We start from the raw sequence: 17,047 nt of genomic DNA, 5'->3' as shown, positions 1-17,047 counted from the left end.
TGACCGTCCTTTAGGGGAACGGGGCAGAATGCGAAAATGTAACAGAATTATCAGGCATAAGGCCTATTTTAATTCCGCCAGAATGGCCAGCACTTCTTTGGCTTTTGTTTCGATCTGATCGTATTGGCGGTTGGCCAGCACTTCTTTCGGGAACAACTGGGAGCCAATGCCTACGGCAGTTACGCCCGCCTTGAACCAGGTGCTGAGGCTTTCGCGGGTGGGTTCGACACCGCCCGTTACCATGACACTCGTCCACGGCATCGGGCCTTTCACGGCTTTGACAAAACCGGGTCCCAGCGTGTCGCCCGGAAAGACCTTGACCACTTCCACCCCAAACTCTTCGGCGGTCGAAATCTCGGTAAGCGTTGCGCAGCCCGGCATGTAGGCCACTTTTCGGCGGTTACAGGTTCGGGCGATGGACTCGTGAAACGACGGCCCCACGATGAAATTGGCTCCCGACTGGATGTAAAGGGCCGCCGTTGCGGCTTCCACCAGCGTTCCGGCCCCCAGCACCAGCTCCGGGAAATCGCGGGCGGCTATTTTGGCGAGTTCCGCAAACAGTTCGTGCGCAAAATCACCCCGGTTCGTAAATTCGAACGCCCGGATGCCAGCCCGGTAGCAGGCTCCCAGCACCTCGCGACAAACGTCGGCGTCGGCGTGGTAAAAAACCGGTACCACCGGCACCTGCCGAATGGCCTGATAAACTTCTAATCTTGAAAAACGAGCCACGGTTTTTTTGGAATGATGAACGATGAATGATGAACGATGAATGGGCTTCCGCCATACACTCATCGTTCATCATTCATCGTTCATCGTTTATAAAATCATCTTCTCAGTCGTCCCGACTTGTCGCCACCGACCATCGCTTCTACTTCCTGAACTGAAACCAGGTTGGCGTCGCCCTCGACGGTGTGTTTCAGGGCCGAAGCAGCCGCGCCAAATTCAACGGCGTATTGCGGATCGTTTTTGGTTAACAATCCGTAGATCAATCCGGCCAGATACGCATCACCACCCCCGATTCGGTCGACGATGTGCGTAATGTCATAAACGTCCGACGAATAGGTCCTGGAGCCGTCGAAAAACTTGGCCATCAGCCGGTTATGCGATGCGCTCAGCGATTGCCGTTCAGTGTCGGTAAAATACTGAATCCGCGGAAACTGGATCTGCATTTTCCGGCAGGCATCTTCGAAGGAGTCAGCTTTCACGCCGTAGAGTTCCTCGAAGTTTTCCTGATTGCCCAGCACCAGATCGCAACCGGCGGTCAGTGCGGGCAAAATGTCCTGCGGTTTTTTGCCGTATTTCCACAAGTTACTTCGAAAATAAATATCACCCGAAACCATCACCCCCAGCCGGTTGGCCGTTTCGATGGCTTCCTGCAAACAATCAGCGGCCTGTTGCGATAGGGCGGGCGTAATGCCCGACCAATGGAACCAGTCGGCACCGGCCAGAATCGTTTCCCAGTCGAAATCGCCGGGTCGAATGAGCGAAAAAGCCGAGTCGTAGCGGTCGTAAATGATCTGGCTGGCGCGACTCACGGCCCCGGTTTCCAGAAAATACAGCCCCAGCCGTCCGTCGCCAAAGCTGATGCTCGATGTATCGACGCCGTGATACCGCAACGTAGCGGCCGCAGCCCGGCCCAGCGCATGGTCTGGAAAACGGGTGACGTGGGCGGTTTGGCAACCGAAACAAGCCAGCGAAACCGCCACATTGGCTTCCGTTCCGCCATAGACCACATTCAACGAATGCGCCTGCGTAAATTTTGCAAAACCCGGTGGCGCCAGACGCATCATGACTTCACCGAAAGTGACAATTTTTTTCAAGTACTGAATGGTTGATATGGTTTTTGATGGCTGAAAATGGACTGGTGGTTAAATGGTTTTATGGTTAAAAATGGTTGAATGGTTCAGGATGGTTAATGGCTGAAAACGGGTGACTAACAACCATTTTTAACCTTTTAACCACTTCCAGCCATTTTAACCATTTAACCATCAAACCATTTTCAACCATTTGACCATTCAAAACCATCCTTCAATGTTAAACCCCGATACTTTCCAGTTCCTTTTTCGTCACCGGCTCCAGGGTCGGCGACAGGAAATGGATGATCACCAGCGCGATCAGATACGTCGAACTGGCGATGATAAACAGCGGTAAATAGCCCAGACTGACGCGGATGTTCCCCGCCACAGCCGCCAGCAAAATACCGCCCATCGCCCCAAACATCCCGCCAATACCGGTGACCGAAGCCACGGCATTTTTAGGGAATAGGTCCGAGGCAAACGTGTAAATATTGGCCGACCAGCCCTGGTGGGCCGCCGTCGCTAATGAAATCAAGGCAATTGCTACGTAAATACTACTGGTCTGAGCCGCAAAAAAAATTGGAACGACGCAAATCGCACAGATCAGCATGGTGGTTTTGCGGGCTCGGTTGGCCGACCAACCCATGTGAATGAACTTGGACGACAGCCACCCGAATAGCACGCTGCCGCCATCCGAAACGATGTAAATGACCAGAAAAGGCAGGCCGACATTCTTCAAATCGAGCCGCTGGTCGAGCGATTCGCTGCTGTTGAAAAAATCGGGGAGCCAGCTCAGGTAAAACCACCAGATGGGGTCACACATGAATTTGCCGACAATGAACGCCCAGGTTTGCCGAAAACCGAGCAGACGCCACCACGATAGTTTTTCTTCCGGAAGGTCTTCTTGGTAATCCTGTTGAATATAAGCCAGTTCGGCCTTGGTCACCCGTGGGTGTTCTTCCGGGCGGTGGTAGATTCGGAGCCAGGCAATCAACACCAGAAAACCCAGCAGACCGGTAGCCACAAACGAAAACCGCCAGCCAAACTGAATCGTCAGCCACGGAATCAGAACTGCCGTGGCAATGATCCCGACGTTGGTACCGGCATTGAAGAGACCCGTGGCAAACGACCGTTCTTTTTTGGGAAACCACTCGGCCACCGATTTGATCGCCGACGGAAAGTTACCCGCTTCGCCGACGCCCAGCATAAACCGGACGATGTTCAGCCCCCGCAACGATCCGATGAACGCATTCAAAATACCGGCAATGCTCCAGAGAATGATCGAAATGGAAAACCCCCGCTTCGTACCCACCCGGTCGATGAGCCAGCCGATGAGGAGAAATCCCAGCGCGTAGGCCACCTTAAAAACCGTGTCGACGTAACTATACAGCACTTTAAACTGATCTAGATCACTCTCCGTCAGCGCTTCATCGGCTGCCTTGCCCATCATTTCCCGCCGGAACGTTTCATCGATCATCGTGAACGACAACACCTGCCGGTCGATGTAGTTGATGGTGGTCGCGAAAAACAGAAGCAGCACGATTCGCCAGCGATAATTTCCGGAGGGGGCGGACATTATGAAAAGGGGTTAGCGATGCTATAAAGACAAAATTTTGCCAAACTTACCGAAATGTCACGAAAAAATAGTAGATCGAACGGCCGGAAGGCGAAATGAGTAGAGCCATTCGATGGCCTGCTTTTTCAATCAAAAATACGCGCAAAGAAATGGCATTAGAACAAACCTGGAGATGGTTCGGTCCCGCCGATCCCGTTAGTCTCGCCGACATCAAACAAGCCGGAGCGACGGGCATTGTAACGGCGTTGCACCATATTCCCAACGGACAGGTGTGGTCCGTCGATGAAATTACCACCCGCAAATCCATCATTGAAGCCGGTGCTCCCGGCGAACACCGCCTGACGTGGTCGGTGGTCGAAAGCATTCCGGTTCACGATGCCATCAAAACCCGCTCCGACGGTTTTCAGCAGTATATTGAAAATTACAAAGAGTCGATTGTCAACCTGGGCCGCTGCGGCATCGACACGGTTTGCTACAATTTTATGCCGGTGCTGGACTGGACCCGCACCGATCTGGACTACCTGATGCCGGACGGATCGACGGCTTTGCGGTTTGATGCCACGGAGTTTGCGGCTTTTGAATTATTCATCCTGAAACGCCCCGGTGCCGAAGCGCACTATACGGCCGAACAACTTCTGAAAGCCCGAAATCGCTTTGAAGCCCTGGACGAAGCCGCAGCCCGGCGTTTGCAGTTAAATATTCTGGCGGGTTTGCCGGGTTCGGAAGAGAGCTACACGGTGGAGCAGTTTCAGGAAACCCTGAATGCCTACAAGCACATCGGCGACAAGGAATTACGCGAAAATCTGTATGCGTTTTTGCGGGAAATTGCACCCGTTGCGCAGGATGCGGGCGTTCGGCTGTCGATCCATCCCGATGATCCCCCATATCCGATTCTGGGGCTGCCCCGCGTGGTGAGTACGGAAGCCGACGCCCGGATGGTGCTGGATGCGGTCGATGTGCCCGCCAACGGCCTGTGTTTCTGCACCGGCTCCTACGGCGTCCGGCCCGACAACGATCTGGTGGGCATGGTGGATCGCCTGGGAAACCGCATTCATTTTATTCACCTGCGCAGTACGAAACGCGACGAAGAGGGCAACTTTTTTGAAGCCAATCACCTGGATGGGGATGTCGATATGTTCGGTGTGATTAGTGCGTTACTGGGTGAACAGCGACGGCGGGAAGAAGAAGGGCTGGAAGATTTCAGAATGCCGTTTCGCCCTGATCACGGTCACAAAATGCTCGATGACCTGAATTCCGGCAAACGGACGAACCCCGGTTACACCGCCATCGGACGACTGCGCGGACTCGCTGAACTGCGCGGCCTGATGCTGGGAATCGAGCGGTCGAGTCTGTAGTTTTTTTGTATCTTGGTGGGAGAAAAATAAGTTTACGGTTTACGGTTTTCAGTTTACGGTGGCTGACGCGAGCTAAGGAAATGCATCAACCACCGTAAACCGTAAACCGTAAACCGAATACCGTAAACCGACATGCCATTGGTTCAGGAAAAACAGAATAAAAAAAGCAGTCCGGAGCAACGCGAGGCCCGGATTGCCAGGGCTCGTTTGCTCGAATCGCTCGTCTATGAGATGTGGGACGGCAAACCGGTTTATTACGCCGGATACAAGGATGTATTGAACGGAACTAAATCGGTTGAAGAAGCAATGCGTTCGAGTTTATTACAGGGGATTCTAGTCGCCAAATTGGTTGCGCGGCTGATGAATGCATTGAGTGAGGATGAGTTTACGGTCGTTACCAACGAATTGGGCATTCAATTTAAAAAGAACGACTGGCGAGCCTGCGACGTGGCGATTTTTTCCACGACGCAATTAGCAGATCAAGATCTTACCAAATACGCCTGGATCCCGCCGAAAATTGCGATAGAAGTGGACACCAAAGCCGACTTCACCCGCTTTCATTCCGATTTTAATTATTACCAGGAAAAAACCACGCAGTTGCTGAATTTTGGTACCGAAAAGGTCATCTGGATTTTTACTGAATCAAAAAAAATCTGGATTGCAGAACCGGGAAAAGACTGGATTCTGAAAAACTGGGATCAGCCCATCGACGTATTGCCGGGCTGTTCATTTGTACTTGATGCGCTGCTGACGGGTAAAAAGCCGATGCCTTAGTCTTTGTTGGGTGAACGCAACCCCGTACGACCATGCTGGTTGATCAACCCATCAAATCCTTTTTAGACGAAGATTTTCTTCTCCAGACCGATACCGCCCGGCGGCTCTACCACGACTACGCCAAGGCGATGCCCATCATCGATTACCACTGCCACCTGCCACCCGATCAGATTGCTGCCGATAAAACGTTCGAGAACCTGACGCAGATCTGGCTCTACGGCGACCACTACAAATGGCGGGCCATGCGCACCAACGGCGTGTCCGAAAAGTACTGCACCGGCGATGCGTCGGATTACGGAAAGTTTCAGAAGTGGGCCGAAACCGTGCCCTACACAATGCGGAATCCGCTCTACCACTGGACGCACATGGAACTGAAAAACCCGTTCGGGGTAGACACGGTTCTGAATGGCACCACCGCCCGCGAGGTGTATGACCGCTGTACGGAACAACTCCCCGGCATGTCGACCCGCACGTTGCTGCGGCATTTCAATGTGAAAACCGTCTGTACTACCGACGATCCGACGGATTCGCTGGAGCATCATAAAAGGATTGCCGCCGACGGTTTTGAGATCAAAGTGCTGCCCACGTTCCGGCCCGACAAAGCGATGGCAATCGACGACGTAGCGGTTTTTCAGGCGTATGTAAAGCGGGTGGGAGAGGTGTGCAACCAGGAAATTCGCTCGCTCGACACGTTCATGGAGTGCCTGAAACAACGCCATGACTACTTTGCCCAGGCGGGTTGTCGCCTGTCCGACCACGGTCTGGAACTGATTTATGCCGAGCCGTATACCGAATCGGAAGTGAGCAGTGTCTTCCAGAAATTGCTGTCGAATGGTGCGCTGAGTGAAACCGAGAACCGGCAATTCAAGTCGTATATGCTCGACCGGTTTGCGGAATGGGACTGGGAAAAAGGCTGGACGCAGCAATTCCACCTGGGGGCTTTGCGGAACAACAACAAACGTGCGTTGCGAACCCTCGGCCCCGATACGGGCTGGGACAGCATCGGCGATTTCCGTCAGGCGAGTCCGCTGGCCCGGTTTTTAGGGGGGCTGGATGACCGCGATCAACTGGCGAAAACCATCCTGTATAACCTCAATTCCGGCGATAACGAAGTGATGGCCACGATGATCGGTAATTTCAACGATGGATCGATGCCGGGCAAAATTCAGTTCGGCTCGGGCTGGTGGTTTCAGGATCAGAAGGAGGGAATGCAGAAACAGATCAACGCGCTGTCGAACATGGGTTTGTTGAGCCGGTTTGTTGGGATGCTGACCGATTCGCGCAGTTTTCTGTCGTATCCGCGCCACGAATATTTCCGCCGGATTCTCTGCAATATCTTCGGCAACGACGTCGAAAACGGCGAACTGCCCAACGACATCGACTGGATCGGTAAATTGGTGCAGGATATTTGCTACAACAATGCGAAGGAGTATTTTAAGTTTTAAGTAAGGAATTTCAAATATTAAATAATGAATGTTAAATGTAAAAGTGGTGGGTGCTTTGCGCTCTCTGACTTTTACATTTAGCATTCATCATTTTGCATTTATCATTACAACTCCCATTTTACTGTTTATACACTTTTCCTTCCTTCATCACAAACCGCACCTGCTGCAGGGTTTTGATGTTCTGGACGGGGTTTTCGTCGACGGCAATCAGGTCGGCAAGTTTGCCGGTTTCGACCGAGCCAATCTGCGTTTTCATCCCCAGCAATTCGGCATTGACCATCGTCGCCGATTTGATCGCTTCCAGGGGCGGCATTCCCGCTTCAACCATGTACTCAAATTCCTTCGCATTATAGCCGTGAACGAAAACACCGGCATCCGTACCGAATGCAATTTTGACCCCGGCTTTGTACGCTTTGGCGAAGGTCGCCTGAATCAGCGGGCCGATGGCGAGGGCTTTGCGGGTAACAAAAGGCGTATAATAACCGAATATTTTGGCCGAATCGGAAGTCACTTTCCCGGCAATGATGGTTGGGACGTAGTAGGTGCCGTGCTTTTTGAATAACTCGATGGCTTCGTCGTCCATCATGGTGCCGTGTTCGATGGTGGTCACTCCCGCGCGGATGGCCCGCTTCATGCCTTCGGCGCCGTGGGCGTGGGCGGCTACGGCAAAACCGTAATCTTTAGCGGCTTCTACCACCGCCCGGACTTCTTCTTCGGTAAACTGCGGCCCAGAACCGTCTTTCGCGTTGCTCAGTACTCCGCCGGTGGCCGTGATTTTGATCAGGTCAGAACCGTCTTTGTAGCGTTGCCGAACGGCTTTGCGGGCTTCTTCGGGGCTGTTGATGACGCCTTCCAGCGGACCCGGATCACCCATCAAATCCTTGCGATAGCCGTTGGTCGGGTCGGCATGGCCGCCGGTGGTGGCGATGGTTTTACCCGCCGTAAAAATACGCGGCCCGTCGACCAGTCCCCGGTTGATGGCATTGCGCAAAGCCACATTGACCCCGCTGCCGCCCAAGTCCCGAACCGTCGTAAAACCGGCCAGCAAGGTCGTTTGGGCGTATTTGGCAGACTGAAAAGCCACATCCGGTACATTCATCGTAAACCGGTCGAGGGTGCCGCCCCGGCGGGTTTCGCCTTCGAGGTGGACGTGCATGTCGATCAGGCCGGGCAACACGGTTTTGCTTTTCAGGTCGATCACGCGATCCGAAGCGGCTGGTTTGGCATACCCTTTCTGAATGGCGGTAATTTTCGTGCCTTCGACAACGACGGTCATTTCGCGCTGGAGTTCGTTGCGTACGCCATCGAGCAGGTTGCCGCAGTGAATCAGGGTGCGTTGCTGGGCCAGCGTTAGCAGGGGCGACGCGACTAATACGAGAAGAAGTACGGCGGAAAGGTAGTTTTTTTTCATGCAGTTGGATTTTAAAAAGCAAAAAAGCCGCAGAGGTTGCGGCTTTCAAGATACACATTTATCGAACGCCCGAAGGCGGTTTAATCGGGCTTTTTATTTCTTCACGATGACCCCATCGGCCACAAACGTGATGGCTTTTTCGGGTTCGGTGATTTTGGCAATTTCCTCTTTGCTTTTCCCGGCATCTTCGGCATAGTGACGCAACTCAGCTACCGAAGTGGTTTTGGTTTCGGCGGTGCCTTCAAAAACGACGCTTTTGCCGACGATGTCCTTCGGAACAAAGAAACCGTAGTCGCGGAACCGCACCAGCATGGCCTGACCGTCGGCGGCTTTGACCCGCATCCAACAGCCTTTCACCTGACAAACTGACTCCACGGTGCCTTCCACTTTGGTGTCCAGTTTCGTTTTATCGCCCATTTTGGCGGGCAGCTCGGTGGTCGGCGTGGCGTGGTCGGCGGTGATTTTCTTGCCGTGGTAGCTGACGTTGTCCTGCGCGACGGCGTTGAGCGAGATGCCGATGGCGAGGGTCAGGATGGCTAACGTTTTCATAGTTTGTCTGATGCGGTTTTAACGTGGTTACGTACAAAAATAGTAAAAAAGACAATCCGTTGGTCGTAAATCATAAGGTTACGAAAGGCAGTATTTGGTAAACATTTTTAGATGTAACTGCTTCTTAAGTATCTGTAAATTAGAAAAATAAGCTGGTGGTTTCGCGCAGAATAGTGTTGATTTCACGCGATTGGGTTTGCTTTTGTGGTCCGGTTTTCCGTAGGTTTTTTGAAGCGCCATCCTTGAATGAACCGGGTGTTGTAGAATGGTTACATGAATGTAAAAAAGATGCCGGACGTTGAGAATGCTTTTTGTCACGTAAAACTGATTGACACCGTATGAGCCAGGTACCACCATTTGTTGAATCCGGAATGACGAACCCGTTTTTCCACGTTTTTGAATCGTTGACCAGCCGGGAACGCACTATCCTTCAGTTGGCCGCTCAGGACCACACCTGCAAGGAGATTGCGGCTCGAATGGGCATTACCAAAGGCACGGTTGAAAAACACCGGAAGAATGTGTTGAAAAAAGCGGGCGTGAAAGGCAAAAAAGGCCTGCAACGGCTGCTAAGGCAATTTGAATTGCATTTTCGGTAACAACCTCTACCCGTAAAATACCCGCAAATTGCCCGGATACGGGTATTTACTTTTTTTGTTTGGTTTAGCAATTTTGTAATGAACAAAGGGCGGATGCCGAAAAGCCTGGGAGAGAGTAGGCAAAAGGTCAAAAATTTATGAAAAAGATAGAATTAGACGAGCTTGCATCTATTAAAGGAGGATTGTCGAAAACCGCGAAGCTTATAATAGGGTGCAGCATGATGGCGGCCGGTGCTGGACTTATAGCATGGGTTACTGGCCCTGGAGCATTAGGGGCCGCTGCAATAGCAGGCGCTACGTGCTTACTAGATTCTTAGTCATTACAAGGAATATCCTGTAATTTTTTAAATTTCTTAAACTTTTAATTATGCGTACACTTGATCCAAACTCACTAGTAAAATTTTCTGGTGGAACTAAGGCAACCGTTGCTGCAGCGTGCGGCCTTGCAGCGGCAGCAGCATGTTGGCCTGCAACTGCAATTATGCCAGCAATTGGTGGAATTGCATTTGGTCTCATGACAGTAGGTTGTATAATTGCTAAAGATTAGTAATGGGTTAAAGAGCAGTACTATATTACTATATAGTACTGCTCTTAATTTTTATTAATATCCAATTTACATGAAAACTATTAACATGGAAAATTTAACTTCATTACTTTTAAGATGCTATAGTTTCAGTACATTGTTTTTTATTCCACTGCTTATGTACATTATAGTTTCAAAAATAAATCCAGAATTTGGCATGCTTGCTCCTTCCCTTTTACTTAGCAATGATATAATTAGTAGAATAGATACAATAAGAGAAAGTGAAAAAATAGAAAATTATTATAAGCTTTCGTTTTTTATTGTAAGTTCTTATTTTATTTTGTCATTACTTTATCTGTTATTAGATGCTTATATATTTAACTATAATATTCATTCCTTAAGAATACAAGTTGTAGGATTTGTCTCTCAAATACTTGTAATTTTAGTTCTTTTATTTCTTTTGATAAAAAATTATAAGTACAGTTTGACTAATATAGGTTATTTTATGATAATAATTAGTTCGATAATTATTTATTTGTTGTTAGGTCAAATTTGATTTAACAACAGAAATTTTATTTTTAAATCAAATTTTGGAAAATATAATCAATATCTAAGTATAATAGTAATTTTTATATTCTAGATTTTAACATTGTGTTATATATGACATCTCTTTACCAAAAGATACAATTTCTTATCCAGACCTATCAAATATATATTGGCAGTAATTCACAATGTTGACAAAAAATACGTTGGACAATTAATTACTTGTTAAGAAGGGGAAGTTAAATATTTGGACAATTTAATCAAATGGCTTAGTCCGTATGCTCCGATCTGTTGAACTTGTTCGTGAAAAAAAAGAGTTTTCTATAAATTATAGAAACAATACTTGGTTTTTATTTGGAATCGTTTGCGCTGTTTCCACATTATTAACTATACTTAGTCAATATTTATTAATTTCTGATGAATTGTACTTCAACTCTTTTGTCGACCAGTTGAGTTACGAACAAATTGAAGTTTTGATTGATAATAACCGGAAATGGGCTTGGACACCCTATCCAATATTAATTCTTTTCAGTTTAATCAAGTTTACAGTACTAGCAAGTTGCTTAGGATTAGGCTATTACTTCTCTGAGAATCGGTTTCTATTTCGGCTCTTTTTCATTGTTTCAATGAAATCCGAATTGATCCTGTATTTGCCAGCTTTGGTCAAACTAATCTGGTTTCTTTTTATTCAGACAGACTATCATCTACACGATCTGCAATATTTTTACCCACTTAGCCTTCTTAATTTGTTTGACCCAGCAACTTTAGAGCCCTGGCTCACTTATCCCCTTCAACTCCTCAACGTCTTTGAGCTTTTGTACTGGTTTGCGCTGGCTTACGGTATTGCCCAAACCCTGGAAATGCCGATGGAAAAAGCGTTTGGTTTGGTGGCGTCTTCCTACGGTCTGGGTTTGCTGCTTTGGGTTGTTTTTGTCATGTTCTTAACGATTAGTTTCACATGAGAAAGTCCATAAAATGGAGTGTCTTGCTGGTTGTCGTTGGATTAATGGCCTATTTTGGCGTTGGTATTCTGAGTAAAGCGCAGCATAAAAAGGAGGTGGAAAAAACCATTCAGACCCTGCCGGATTTTACGATGCAAACCATCCACAACCACGCTTTCAGTAGTAAATCGTTGGCCGGAAAAGCAATCGCGATCATTTATTTCGATCCGGATTGTGAACATTGTCAGCAGGAAGCGAGGGCGTTTCGTCGGCAGGCCGGTCAGTTAAAAGAGATGGCAATTATTTGGGTATCGTCACAGCCCCGGCAGAAACTACAACACTTCGCCCGGACCTACGGACTGACGGCTCTGCCGAAGGTGACGGTTGGTCAAATCTCCAAAGAAACCGTCTACGAAACCTTCGGTTTTACGACCGTACCCAGCATTTTGATTTACAATACCGAAGGGCAATTGGTGAAAACGTACAAAGGTGAAACCAAAATAGAAGCTCTGACGGCATCCCTATAACGGATAAATGACTTTATAATCGGGTATTTAAACCTTTTCCCATGAAATCGCTGAAGCACATCGAACGGACGCTCGTTTTCCAGCAGGGGCAGTCCGATTGTGGCGTGGCCTGTCTGGTGTCCATTCTTCGGTATTACGGCGGAAACAGCCCGCTCGAACGACTCCGCGAACTCAGCGGCACCGATCCGCAGGGAACCACTTTGCTGGGGCTATACCAGGCAGCGAGTCAGATCGGTTTCGACGCTGAAGGCATGGAAGCCGAGCGCATCGAAAACCTCAAAACCGATGTCACAGGGCCGGTTATTCTGCATTTGCTGCTGGAAGACCGGTTGCTACACTACGTGGTTTGTTATGGCTGGAATGAACAGAAATGCCATTTTTTAATTGGTGATCCCGCCCGGGGCCTCACCACCTACACCGAAGCCGAACTGTCGGACCGCTGGTCATCACGGGTGCTGCTCGCGCTGACACCCAACGATAAACTGGAGTTACAGGCTGACGAACAACGGGCGAAACGGCGGTGGTTGTGGGAGGTGGTTCGGGAAGACGCGCCCTTGCTGGGTATTGCCACGGGCTTAGGCGTTGTTACAGCCGCACTGGGACTGTCAACCGCCATTTTCTCCCAAAAACTGATCGACGAAATTCTGCCGAAAGCCGATACCCGACGGCTCGTTTTTGGCCTGATCCTGCTGGCGGTTTTGCTGATGGCCCGAAGTTTGGTCGCCTTTTTAAGAGGCATCCTGCTCAATCAGCAAAGCCGACTGTTCAACAACCGCATCATCAATCGCTTTTACGAATCATTATTGTATCTGCCCAAGTCATTTTTCGATAGCCGGAAAACCGGTGAACTAATCGCCCGGATGAACGACACGGCCCGAATCCAGCGAACCATCAGTCATCTGTCGGGAGCGGTCATCATTAATGGGTTGGTCGTACTGGTTTCTTCCGTTTACATCTTCACCTACTCGGTGCCCATCGGTTTGTTGACCCTAGTGAGTATTCCCTTATACGGAGGTCTGGCCTGGTATTTCCATCGGCCTATTTTGAATGGACAGCGGAATATGATGGCGGCCTCGGCGCAGACCGAGAGTAATTATGTGGATGCGATTCAGGGAATTGATGTCATCAAGGCGACGCACACGGAACCGTTTTTTGCCCGGATCAATCGAACGGTTTACGGGCTTTTTCAGGAAAAAGTGTACCAACTTACGCAGACTGGGTTACGGTTTGGGTTAGTAGCCGAATTGATGGGTGCAGTCCTGGTAGCCGGTATCATCGCCTATGCTTCCTTTTTAGTGTTACAGAAACAATTGCAGGTGGGTGAAATGATGGCCTTGCTGACGATGGCCGGCAGCATCATTCCGGCGGTAAGCAATCTGACCATGACCAACATGCAATTGCAGGAAGCCAAGGTTGCGTTTGATCGGATGTATGAATTCACACAATTGGAACCGGAATACCAGATCACGGGTCTTCCCCCGGAAAGTTCTCTTCCGACTGACGCGGAGAAGGTGCCATTCGAGCTATTGAAACTGGAAAAGGTATCATTCCGGTTTCCGGGCCGACCGGTGTTATTGAATGAGGTAACGCTGACGGTTCGGCGGGGCGAGCTGGTTGCACTGGTGGGTGAAAGCGGCAAGGGAAAAAGTACATTGATGCAACTGATTCAACGATTTTATCAACCCGAAAGCGGGCAGATTAAAGTCAATAACATCAATTGGGCAGACATTTATACAACGGACTGGCGCAGTATGATCGGGGTGGTTCCCCAGCATATCAAGGTATTCAGCGGTACCTTACTGGATAATATTGGGCTTGGCAATACCGCTGACGAAGCCCAACGAATTGTGAACTTTTGTCGTGAATACGGATTCCACCGGTATTTTGAACAGTTCCCCCAAGGCTATCTGACGTTGCTGGGCGAAGATGGGGTTAAGCTGTCGGGCGGTCAGCGGCAGTTGGTGGCATTGGCGCGGGCGTTATACCGAAAACCGCAGTTGTTGCTGCTGGATGAACCTACCGCTTCGATGGATCGTCACACGGCCGACTTTGTGATCCAGTTAATTCAACAACTCCGGGAGCAGATGGGGATTTTATGGATCACGCATCAGCACCACATTGCCAGCGAAGCAACCCGCATTTATACTTTGGAAGACAATAAAGTCCGTCTGCTCACGGAGCAACTCGATTTTTCACACTAAGCAATCTCGCGATCAATATGAGTGCCGCCGTTTTCTGTACTGTTTTCATCATCATCATTGCCGGTTTGGCTTCCAGAATCAAGAAGAAAAATGATCTTTTCTCGTAAGGTGTTGAGATGCCAATTTTAACCCGTTTATGAAATGAATGAAGACGGTTCCAGGTCATTTATTTCAATGGAATGCCCATTTTGCAGTTCATATTGCCTCTTTTTTTAGAACTTGCCGGTTCAACGGATACAAAACCACAGCTTTTGAACCACCATGGAAAACCGGAAATACCCCATCGGCAAGCTTACGACGCAGGAAACCTACTCACCGGCAGAATTACAGCATTTGATTGCCATCGTTGAAGCCATGCCAGCCCGTTACCGGGAGTTGGTCGAAAACCTGTCGCCGGAGGAGTTGACCAAGACCTACCGCGAGGGAAGCTGGACCGTTCAGCAATTGATTCACCACGTCAGCGATATTCAACTGCTGCATTTTCTGCGGATGAAAAAAGCCCTCACAGAGCCTGATTATGAGGTCGTCACCCTGATCAATATGGATGCCTGGGTGACCACGCCAGATTCGCTGAACGCGCCGATTGACGATTCGCTGGTGTCGTTCGATGGCATCACGCGCCGGTATGTCTACCTGTTAAAATCGCTGACGGATGAGCAGTTGGCGATCAAATACTATCACCCCATTCGGAAACTCTGGTTCAGCCAGGCGCAGGCTATTGCCATGTCGGCCTGGCATGTACAACACCATTTTGCGCACATTAAGCTGGCGTTGTCGGGAGAGTGAGCGATTTGGAAAATGGAATAGCCTGATTATGAAGCGCATCGAATTTTAAATCCGGAACAGAAAAGGGCGGAATTGCAAATCCCGCCCAGCAATGTTAAATCGGAGGCTACAAAATGGATCATCCCTACGGGATTGATTGCCTTCGTCAGCGGGTTAAACCGGAGGTTACAAATGGATTATCCTTACGAGATAGATTGCCTTCGTCAGCGGGTTGAACCGGAGGCTACAAAATGGATCATCCCTACGGGATTAATTGCAATCGTCAGCGGTTTGAAACCGGAGGCTACAAAATGATTCATCCCTACGGGATTGATTGCATTCGTCGGTGGGTTGAACCGGGGGAGTACAAAATGGATCATCCCTACGGGATTGATTGCCTTCGTTATCGGGTTGAAACCTATTGCTACAATACGATTCATCCCCACGGGATTGGTTGCCAAGGGGAATCCCGTAGGGATGATCCATTTTTTAGGAACCACATCCGCTTCTACGGAAAATGAATCCCGTAGGGATGAATCATTTTGTAATTCTTTTAACCGGGTTAGAGAAAGTGGTAATTTACAACCCGGCAATGCGCCAGCCATCGCGGTAAATTCGGCTCAGGTAGCGCTCGGCGTCGGGATTGTTCGGGAATTTCATCCGGGCAGCATCCCATTCCAGCAGTTGACCTGGCACCCGAATCGCAACGGTACCCAACAAAATAGCCTCCGTCATCGGGCCGGATTGGGCAAAATGGGATTCGGTTTTCGGGCCGCCCAGACAAGCCTCCGCAAAATGATGGTAATGGTTGCGTTCTTCCAGTTCCGGCACTTTGTAGTCCTTGAATTGGTCGCCCGGCAGCAGAACGGGCATCTTGCCGTGCGGAATCAGCAGGGCACCTTTCGTGCCGATCAACATCGCCGATTCAGCGGGATAGTCGGTTACCGAGAACAAGGCGCGGATTTCTTCCGGCGGGTAAAATTCTCCGTCGAACCACTCGACCGGCAAGGTGCGGGAAGCGGTCATTTTGTTGCCCGGAAACGACCAGGTGATGTGGTTGCCCTGCGGCCAGGTGTCACCCCGCCGGGCCGGTGAGTCTTCCCAGGATTTCTGCACTTCGGCGATCACCGATTTGGGCGGTCTCAGGCCCAGCCCTTTCCACACGGCGTCGAAAATGTGGCAGCCAATGTCGCCCGACCAGCCAGTGCCAAAATCCTGCCACGCCCGCCATTTGGTCGGGTGGTAGATGTCCGGCGAAAAAGGGCGCATCGGGGCCGTACCCACCCAGAGGTCCCAGTTCAGGGTCGAGGGAGCTTCCTGAGCTTCGGTCGGTCGCGGGCCAACGAGCCGGTAATGTTCAACGGCACCGGGGCGGTTGGAGCAGAGGTAGGCGTGTTTTACCTTGCCGATGGCTCCTTCTTTGATCCACTGAACGGCGGTGCGGTCGCCTTTGCCCGCGGCTATCTGCGTGCCGAGCTGGGTCACGACGCCGGCTTTGACGGCGGCTTCGGTCAGCACCCGAACCTCGGCCACATCGTGGCACATCGGTTTCTGGCAATACACGTGTTTGCCGTTGCGGATGGCCTGGATGGCAATGGCAAAGTGATTATGATCCGGCACGGTTACATTGACCGAGTCAATTTTATCACCTTCTTTTTCAAGGAGTTCGCGCCAGTCGGTATACGTGCGGGCCTGCGGGTAGGCGTCGGAAGCTTTTTTCAGCCGGATCGCATCCACATCGCAGATTGCTACAATATTGACCCGCGGATGCTTGCCGAATTGGTTGAGGTCGCCCCAGCCCATACCGCCCACGCCGATGCAGGCATGGTTAAGTTTGTCGTTTGGGCCGGTTTTTCTTTTGGAAGCTTGAAGCACCAGCGGAGGAGCCAGTGCGGTGGCCGCAGCCGCCAGCAGGAAATCCCGCCGGGACACGGTAAAAGCGTTATCTTTCATTTTCAAAGGGAGTAGGTTTAGAATTCAGTAAGCAAAACCGACGGGTCAACTACTCCATTCCGGCGCGTTAACCCGATGTAAATTAATTGGAT

15 protein-coding genes are annotated in these 17,047 nt (G+C 50.1%); 8 read left to right on the top strand and 7 right to left on the bottom strand.

Annotated features, from left to right (window positions below; genetic code table 11):
• Nucleotides 1-63 precede the first annotated feature (63 nt).
• The 3 genes from ACO064_RS05485 to ACO064_RS05475 all read right to left on the bottom strand — a co-directional run bounded on the left by ACO064_RS05485 (nucleotide 64) and on the right by ACO064_RS05475 (nucleotide 3,372).
• Nucleotides 64-729 (bottom strand): bifunctional 4-hydroxy-2-oxoglutarate aldolase/2-dehydro-3-deoxy-phosphogluconate aldolase, encoded by a 666-nt coding sequence (locus ACO064_RS05485; RefSeq protein ID WP_421826393.1) that lies wholly within the window; start codon nucleotides 727-729, stop codon nucleotides 64-66.
• A 95-nt stretch (nucleotides 730-824) separates the two neighbouring features.
• On the bottom strand, nucleotides 825-1,820 hold the full coding sequence (locus ACO064_RS05480) for a PfkB family carbohydrate kinase (RefSeq protein ID WP_421826392.1): 996 nt from the start codon (nucleotides 1,818-1,820) through the stop codon (nucleotides 825-827).
• 214 nt (nucleotides 1,821-2,034) lie between these two features.
• On the bottom strand, nucleotides 2,035-3,372 hold the full coding sequence (locus ACO064_RS05475; RefSeq protein WP_421826391.1) for an MFS transporter: 1,338 nt from the start codon (nucleotides 3,370-3,372) through the stop codon (nucleotides 2,035-2,037).
• Between the two features lie 149 nt (nucleotides 3,373-3,521).
• On the opposite strand from ACO064_RS05475, the gene uxuA reads away from it, so the two are divergent.
• The 3 genes from uxuA to uxaC all read left to right on the top strand — a co-directional run bounded on the left by uxuA (nucleotide 3,522) and on the right by uxaC (nucleotide 6,946).
• Nucleotides 3,522-4,727, top strand: a complete 1,206-nt coding sequence (gene uxuA / locus ACO064_RS05470; protein WP_421826390.1) for a mannonate dehydratase — start codon at nucleotides 3,522-3,524, stop codon at nucleotides 4,725-4,727.
• 132 nt (nucleotides 4,728-4,859) lie between these two features.
• A complete protein-coding gene (locus tag ACO064_RS05465; protein WP_421826389.1) occupies nucleotides 4,860-5,501 on the top strand; it encodes a hypothetical protein in 642 nt (213 codons plus the stop codon).
• Between the two features lie 32 nt (nucleotides 5,502-5,533).
• Nucleotides 5,534-6,946, top strand: a complete 1,413-nt coding sequence (uxaC, locus tag ACO064_RS05460) for a glucuronate isomerase (RefSeq protein ID WP_421826388.1) — start codon at nucleotides 5,534-5,536, stop codon at nucleotides 6,944-6,946.
• A gap of 118 nt (nucleotides 6,947-7,064) precedes the next feature.
• Here the strand turns inward: uxaC and ACO064_RS05455 are convergent, their stop codons facing one another.
• On the bottom strand, nucleotides 7,065-8,357 hold the full coding sequence (locus ACO064_RS05455; protein ID WP_421826387.1) for an amidohydrolase family protein: 1,293 nt from the start codon (nucleotides 8,355-8,357) through the stop codon (nucleotides 7,065-7,067).
• 93 nt (nucleotides 8,358-8,450) lie between these two features.
• Entirely contained in the window at nucleotides 8,451-8,906 is a 456-nt protein-coding gene (locus ACO064_RS05450; RefSeq protein ID WP_421826386.1) for a DUF4920 domain-containing protein, read from the bottom strand.
• 338 nt (nucleotides 8,907-9,244) lie between these two features.
• On the opposite strand from ACO064_RS05450, the gene ACO064_RS05445 reads away from it, so the two are divergent.
• The 5 genes from ACO064_RS05445 to ACO064_RS05425 all read left to right on the top strand — a co-directional run bounded on the left by ACO064_RS05445 (nucleotide 9,245) and on the right by ACO064_RS05425 (nucleotide 15,023).
• Nucleotides 9,245-9,502 (top strand): LuxR C-terminal-related transcriptional regulator, encoded by a 258-nt coding sequence (locus ACO064_RS05445; RefSeq protein ID WP_421826385.1) that lies wholly within the window; start codon nucleotides 9,245-9,247, stop codon nucleotides 9,500-9,502.
• A 1,344-nt stretch (nucleotides 9,503-10,846) separates the two neighbouring features.
• Complete coding sequence (locus ACO064_RS05440; protein ID WP_421826384.1) at nucleotides 10,847-11,530, top strand: hypothetical protein; 684 nt, start codon at nucleotides 10,847-10,849, stop codon at nucleotides 11,528-11,530.
• Nucleotides 11,527-12,036: a peroxiredoxin family protein gene (locus ACO064_RS05435; RefSeq protein WP_421826383.1), complete on the top strand. Its 510-nt coding sequence runs from the start codon at nucleotides 11,527-11,529 to the stop codon at nucleotides 12,034-12,036. The genes ACO064_RS05440 and ACO064_RS05435 overlap by 4 nt, the downstream gene beginning before the upstream one ends.
• 41 nt (nucleotides 12,037-12,077) lie before the next feature.
• Nucleotides 12,078-14,237, top strand: a complete 2,160-nt coding sequence (locus ACO064_RS05430; RefSeq protein ID WP_421826382.1) for a peptidase domain-containing ABC transporter — start codon at nucleotides 12,078-12,080, stop codon at nucleotides 14,235-14,237.
• A 261-nt stretch (nucleotides 14,238-14,498) separates the two neighbouring features.
• Nucleotides 14,499-15,023, top strand: a complete 525-nt coding sequence (locus tag ACO064_RS05425; protein WP_421826381.1) for a YfiT family bacillithiol transferase — start codon at nucleotides 14,499-14,501, stop codon at nucleotides 15,021-15,023.
• Nucleotides 15,024-15,226: 203 nt separating this feature from the next.
• On the opposite strand, the gene ACO064_RS05420 is transcribed toward ACO064_RS05425, so the two are convergent.
• Both ACO064_RS05420 and ACO064_RS05415 read right to left on the bottom strand, forming a co-directional pair.
• Entirely contained in the window at nucleotides 15,227-15,607 is a 381-nt protein-coding gene (locus ACO064_RS05420) for a hypothetical protein (RefSeq protein ID WP_421826380.1), read from the bottom strand.
• Nucleotides 15,582-16,955, bottom strand: coding sequence for a Gfo/Idh/MocA family protein (locus ACO064_RS05415; protein ID WP_421826379.1), 1,374 nt, complete (start codon nucleotides 16,953-16,955; stop codon nucleotides 15,582-15,584). Before ACO064_RS05415 ends, ACO064_RS05420 begins: the two co-directional genes overlap by 26 nt.
• Nucleotides 16,956-17,047 lie beyond the last annotated feature (92 nt).

It is taken from the genome of Larkinella sp. (assembly GCF_965227735.1).
Taxonomy (GTDB): Bacteria; Bacteroidota; Bacteroidia; order Cytophagales; family Spirosomataceae; genus Larkinella.
The sequence above is the reverse complement of the archived record's forward strand: the minus strand, read 5'-3'. Positions and strand labels throughout refer to the sequence as shown.

What these genes read in the sequence shown, in the direction of transcription:
- ACO064_RS05420 (WP_421826380.1), bottom strand. Translation starts at nt 15,607, where the DNA reads ATGGCTGGCGCATTGCCGGGTTGTAAATTACCACTTTCTCTAACCCGG.
- ACO064_RS05445 (WP_421826385.1), top strand. Translation starts at nt 9,245, where the DNA reads ATGAGCCAGGTACCACCATTTGTTGAATCCGGAATGACGAACCCGTTT.
- ACO064_RS05415 (WP_421826379.1), bottom strand. Translation starts at nt 16,955, where the DNA reads ATGAAAGATAACGCTTTTACCGTGTCCCGGCGGGATTTCCTGCTGGCG.
- ACO064_RS05450 (WP_421826386.1), bottom strand. Translation starts at nt 8,906, where the DNA reads ATGAAAACGTTAGCCATCCTGACCCTCGCCATCGGCATCTCGCTCAAC.
- ACO064_RS05455 (WP_421826387.1), bottom strand. Translation starts at nt 8,357, where the DNA reads ATGAAAAAAAACTACCTTTCCGCCGTACTTCTTCTCGTATTAGTCGCG.
- ACO064_RS05465 (WP_421826389.1), top strand. Translation starts at nt 4,860, where the DNA reads ATGCCATTGGTTCAGGAAAAACAGAATAAAAAAAGCAGTCCGGAGCAA.
- ACO064_RS05425 (WP_421826381.1), top strand. Translation starts at nt 14,499, where the DNA reads ATGGAAAACCGGAAATACCCCATCGGCAAGCTTACGACGCAGGAAACC.
- ACO064_RS05430 (WP_421826382.1), top strand. Translation starts at nt 12,078, where the DNA reads ATGAAATCGCTGAAGCACATCGAACGGACGCTCGTTTTCCAGCAGGGG.
- ACO064_RS05440 (WP_421826384.1), top strand. Translation starts at nt 10,847, where the DNA reads ATGCTCCGATCTGTTGAACTTGTTCGTGAAAAAAAAGAGTTTTCTATA.
- uxaC (WP_421826388.1), top strand. Translation starts at nt 5,534, where the DNA reads ATGCTGGTTGATCAACCCATCAAATCCTTTTTAGACGAAGATTTTCTT.
- ACO064_RS05435 (WP_421826383.1), top strand. Translation starts at nt 11,527, where the DNA reads ATGAGAAAGTCCATAAAATGGAGTGTCTTGCTGGTTGTCGTTGGATTA.
- uxuA (WP_421826390.1), top strand. Translation starts at nt 3,522, where the DNA reads ATGGCATTAGAACAAACCTGGAGATGGTTCGGTCCCGCCGATCCCGTT.
- ACO064_RS05475 (WP_421826391.1), bottom strand. Translation starts at nt 3,372, where the DNA reads ATGTCCGCCCCCTCCGGAAATTATCGCTGGCGAATCGTGCTGCTTCTG.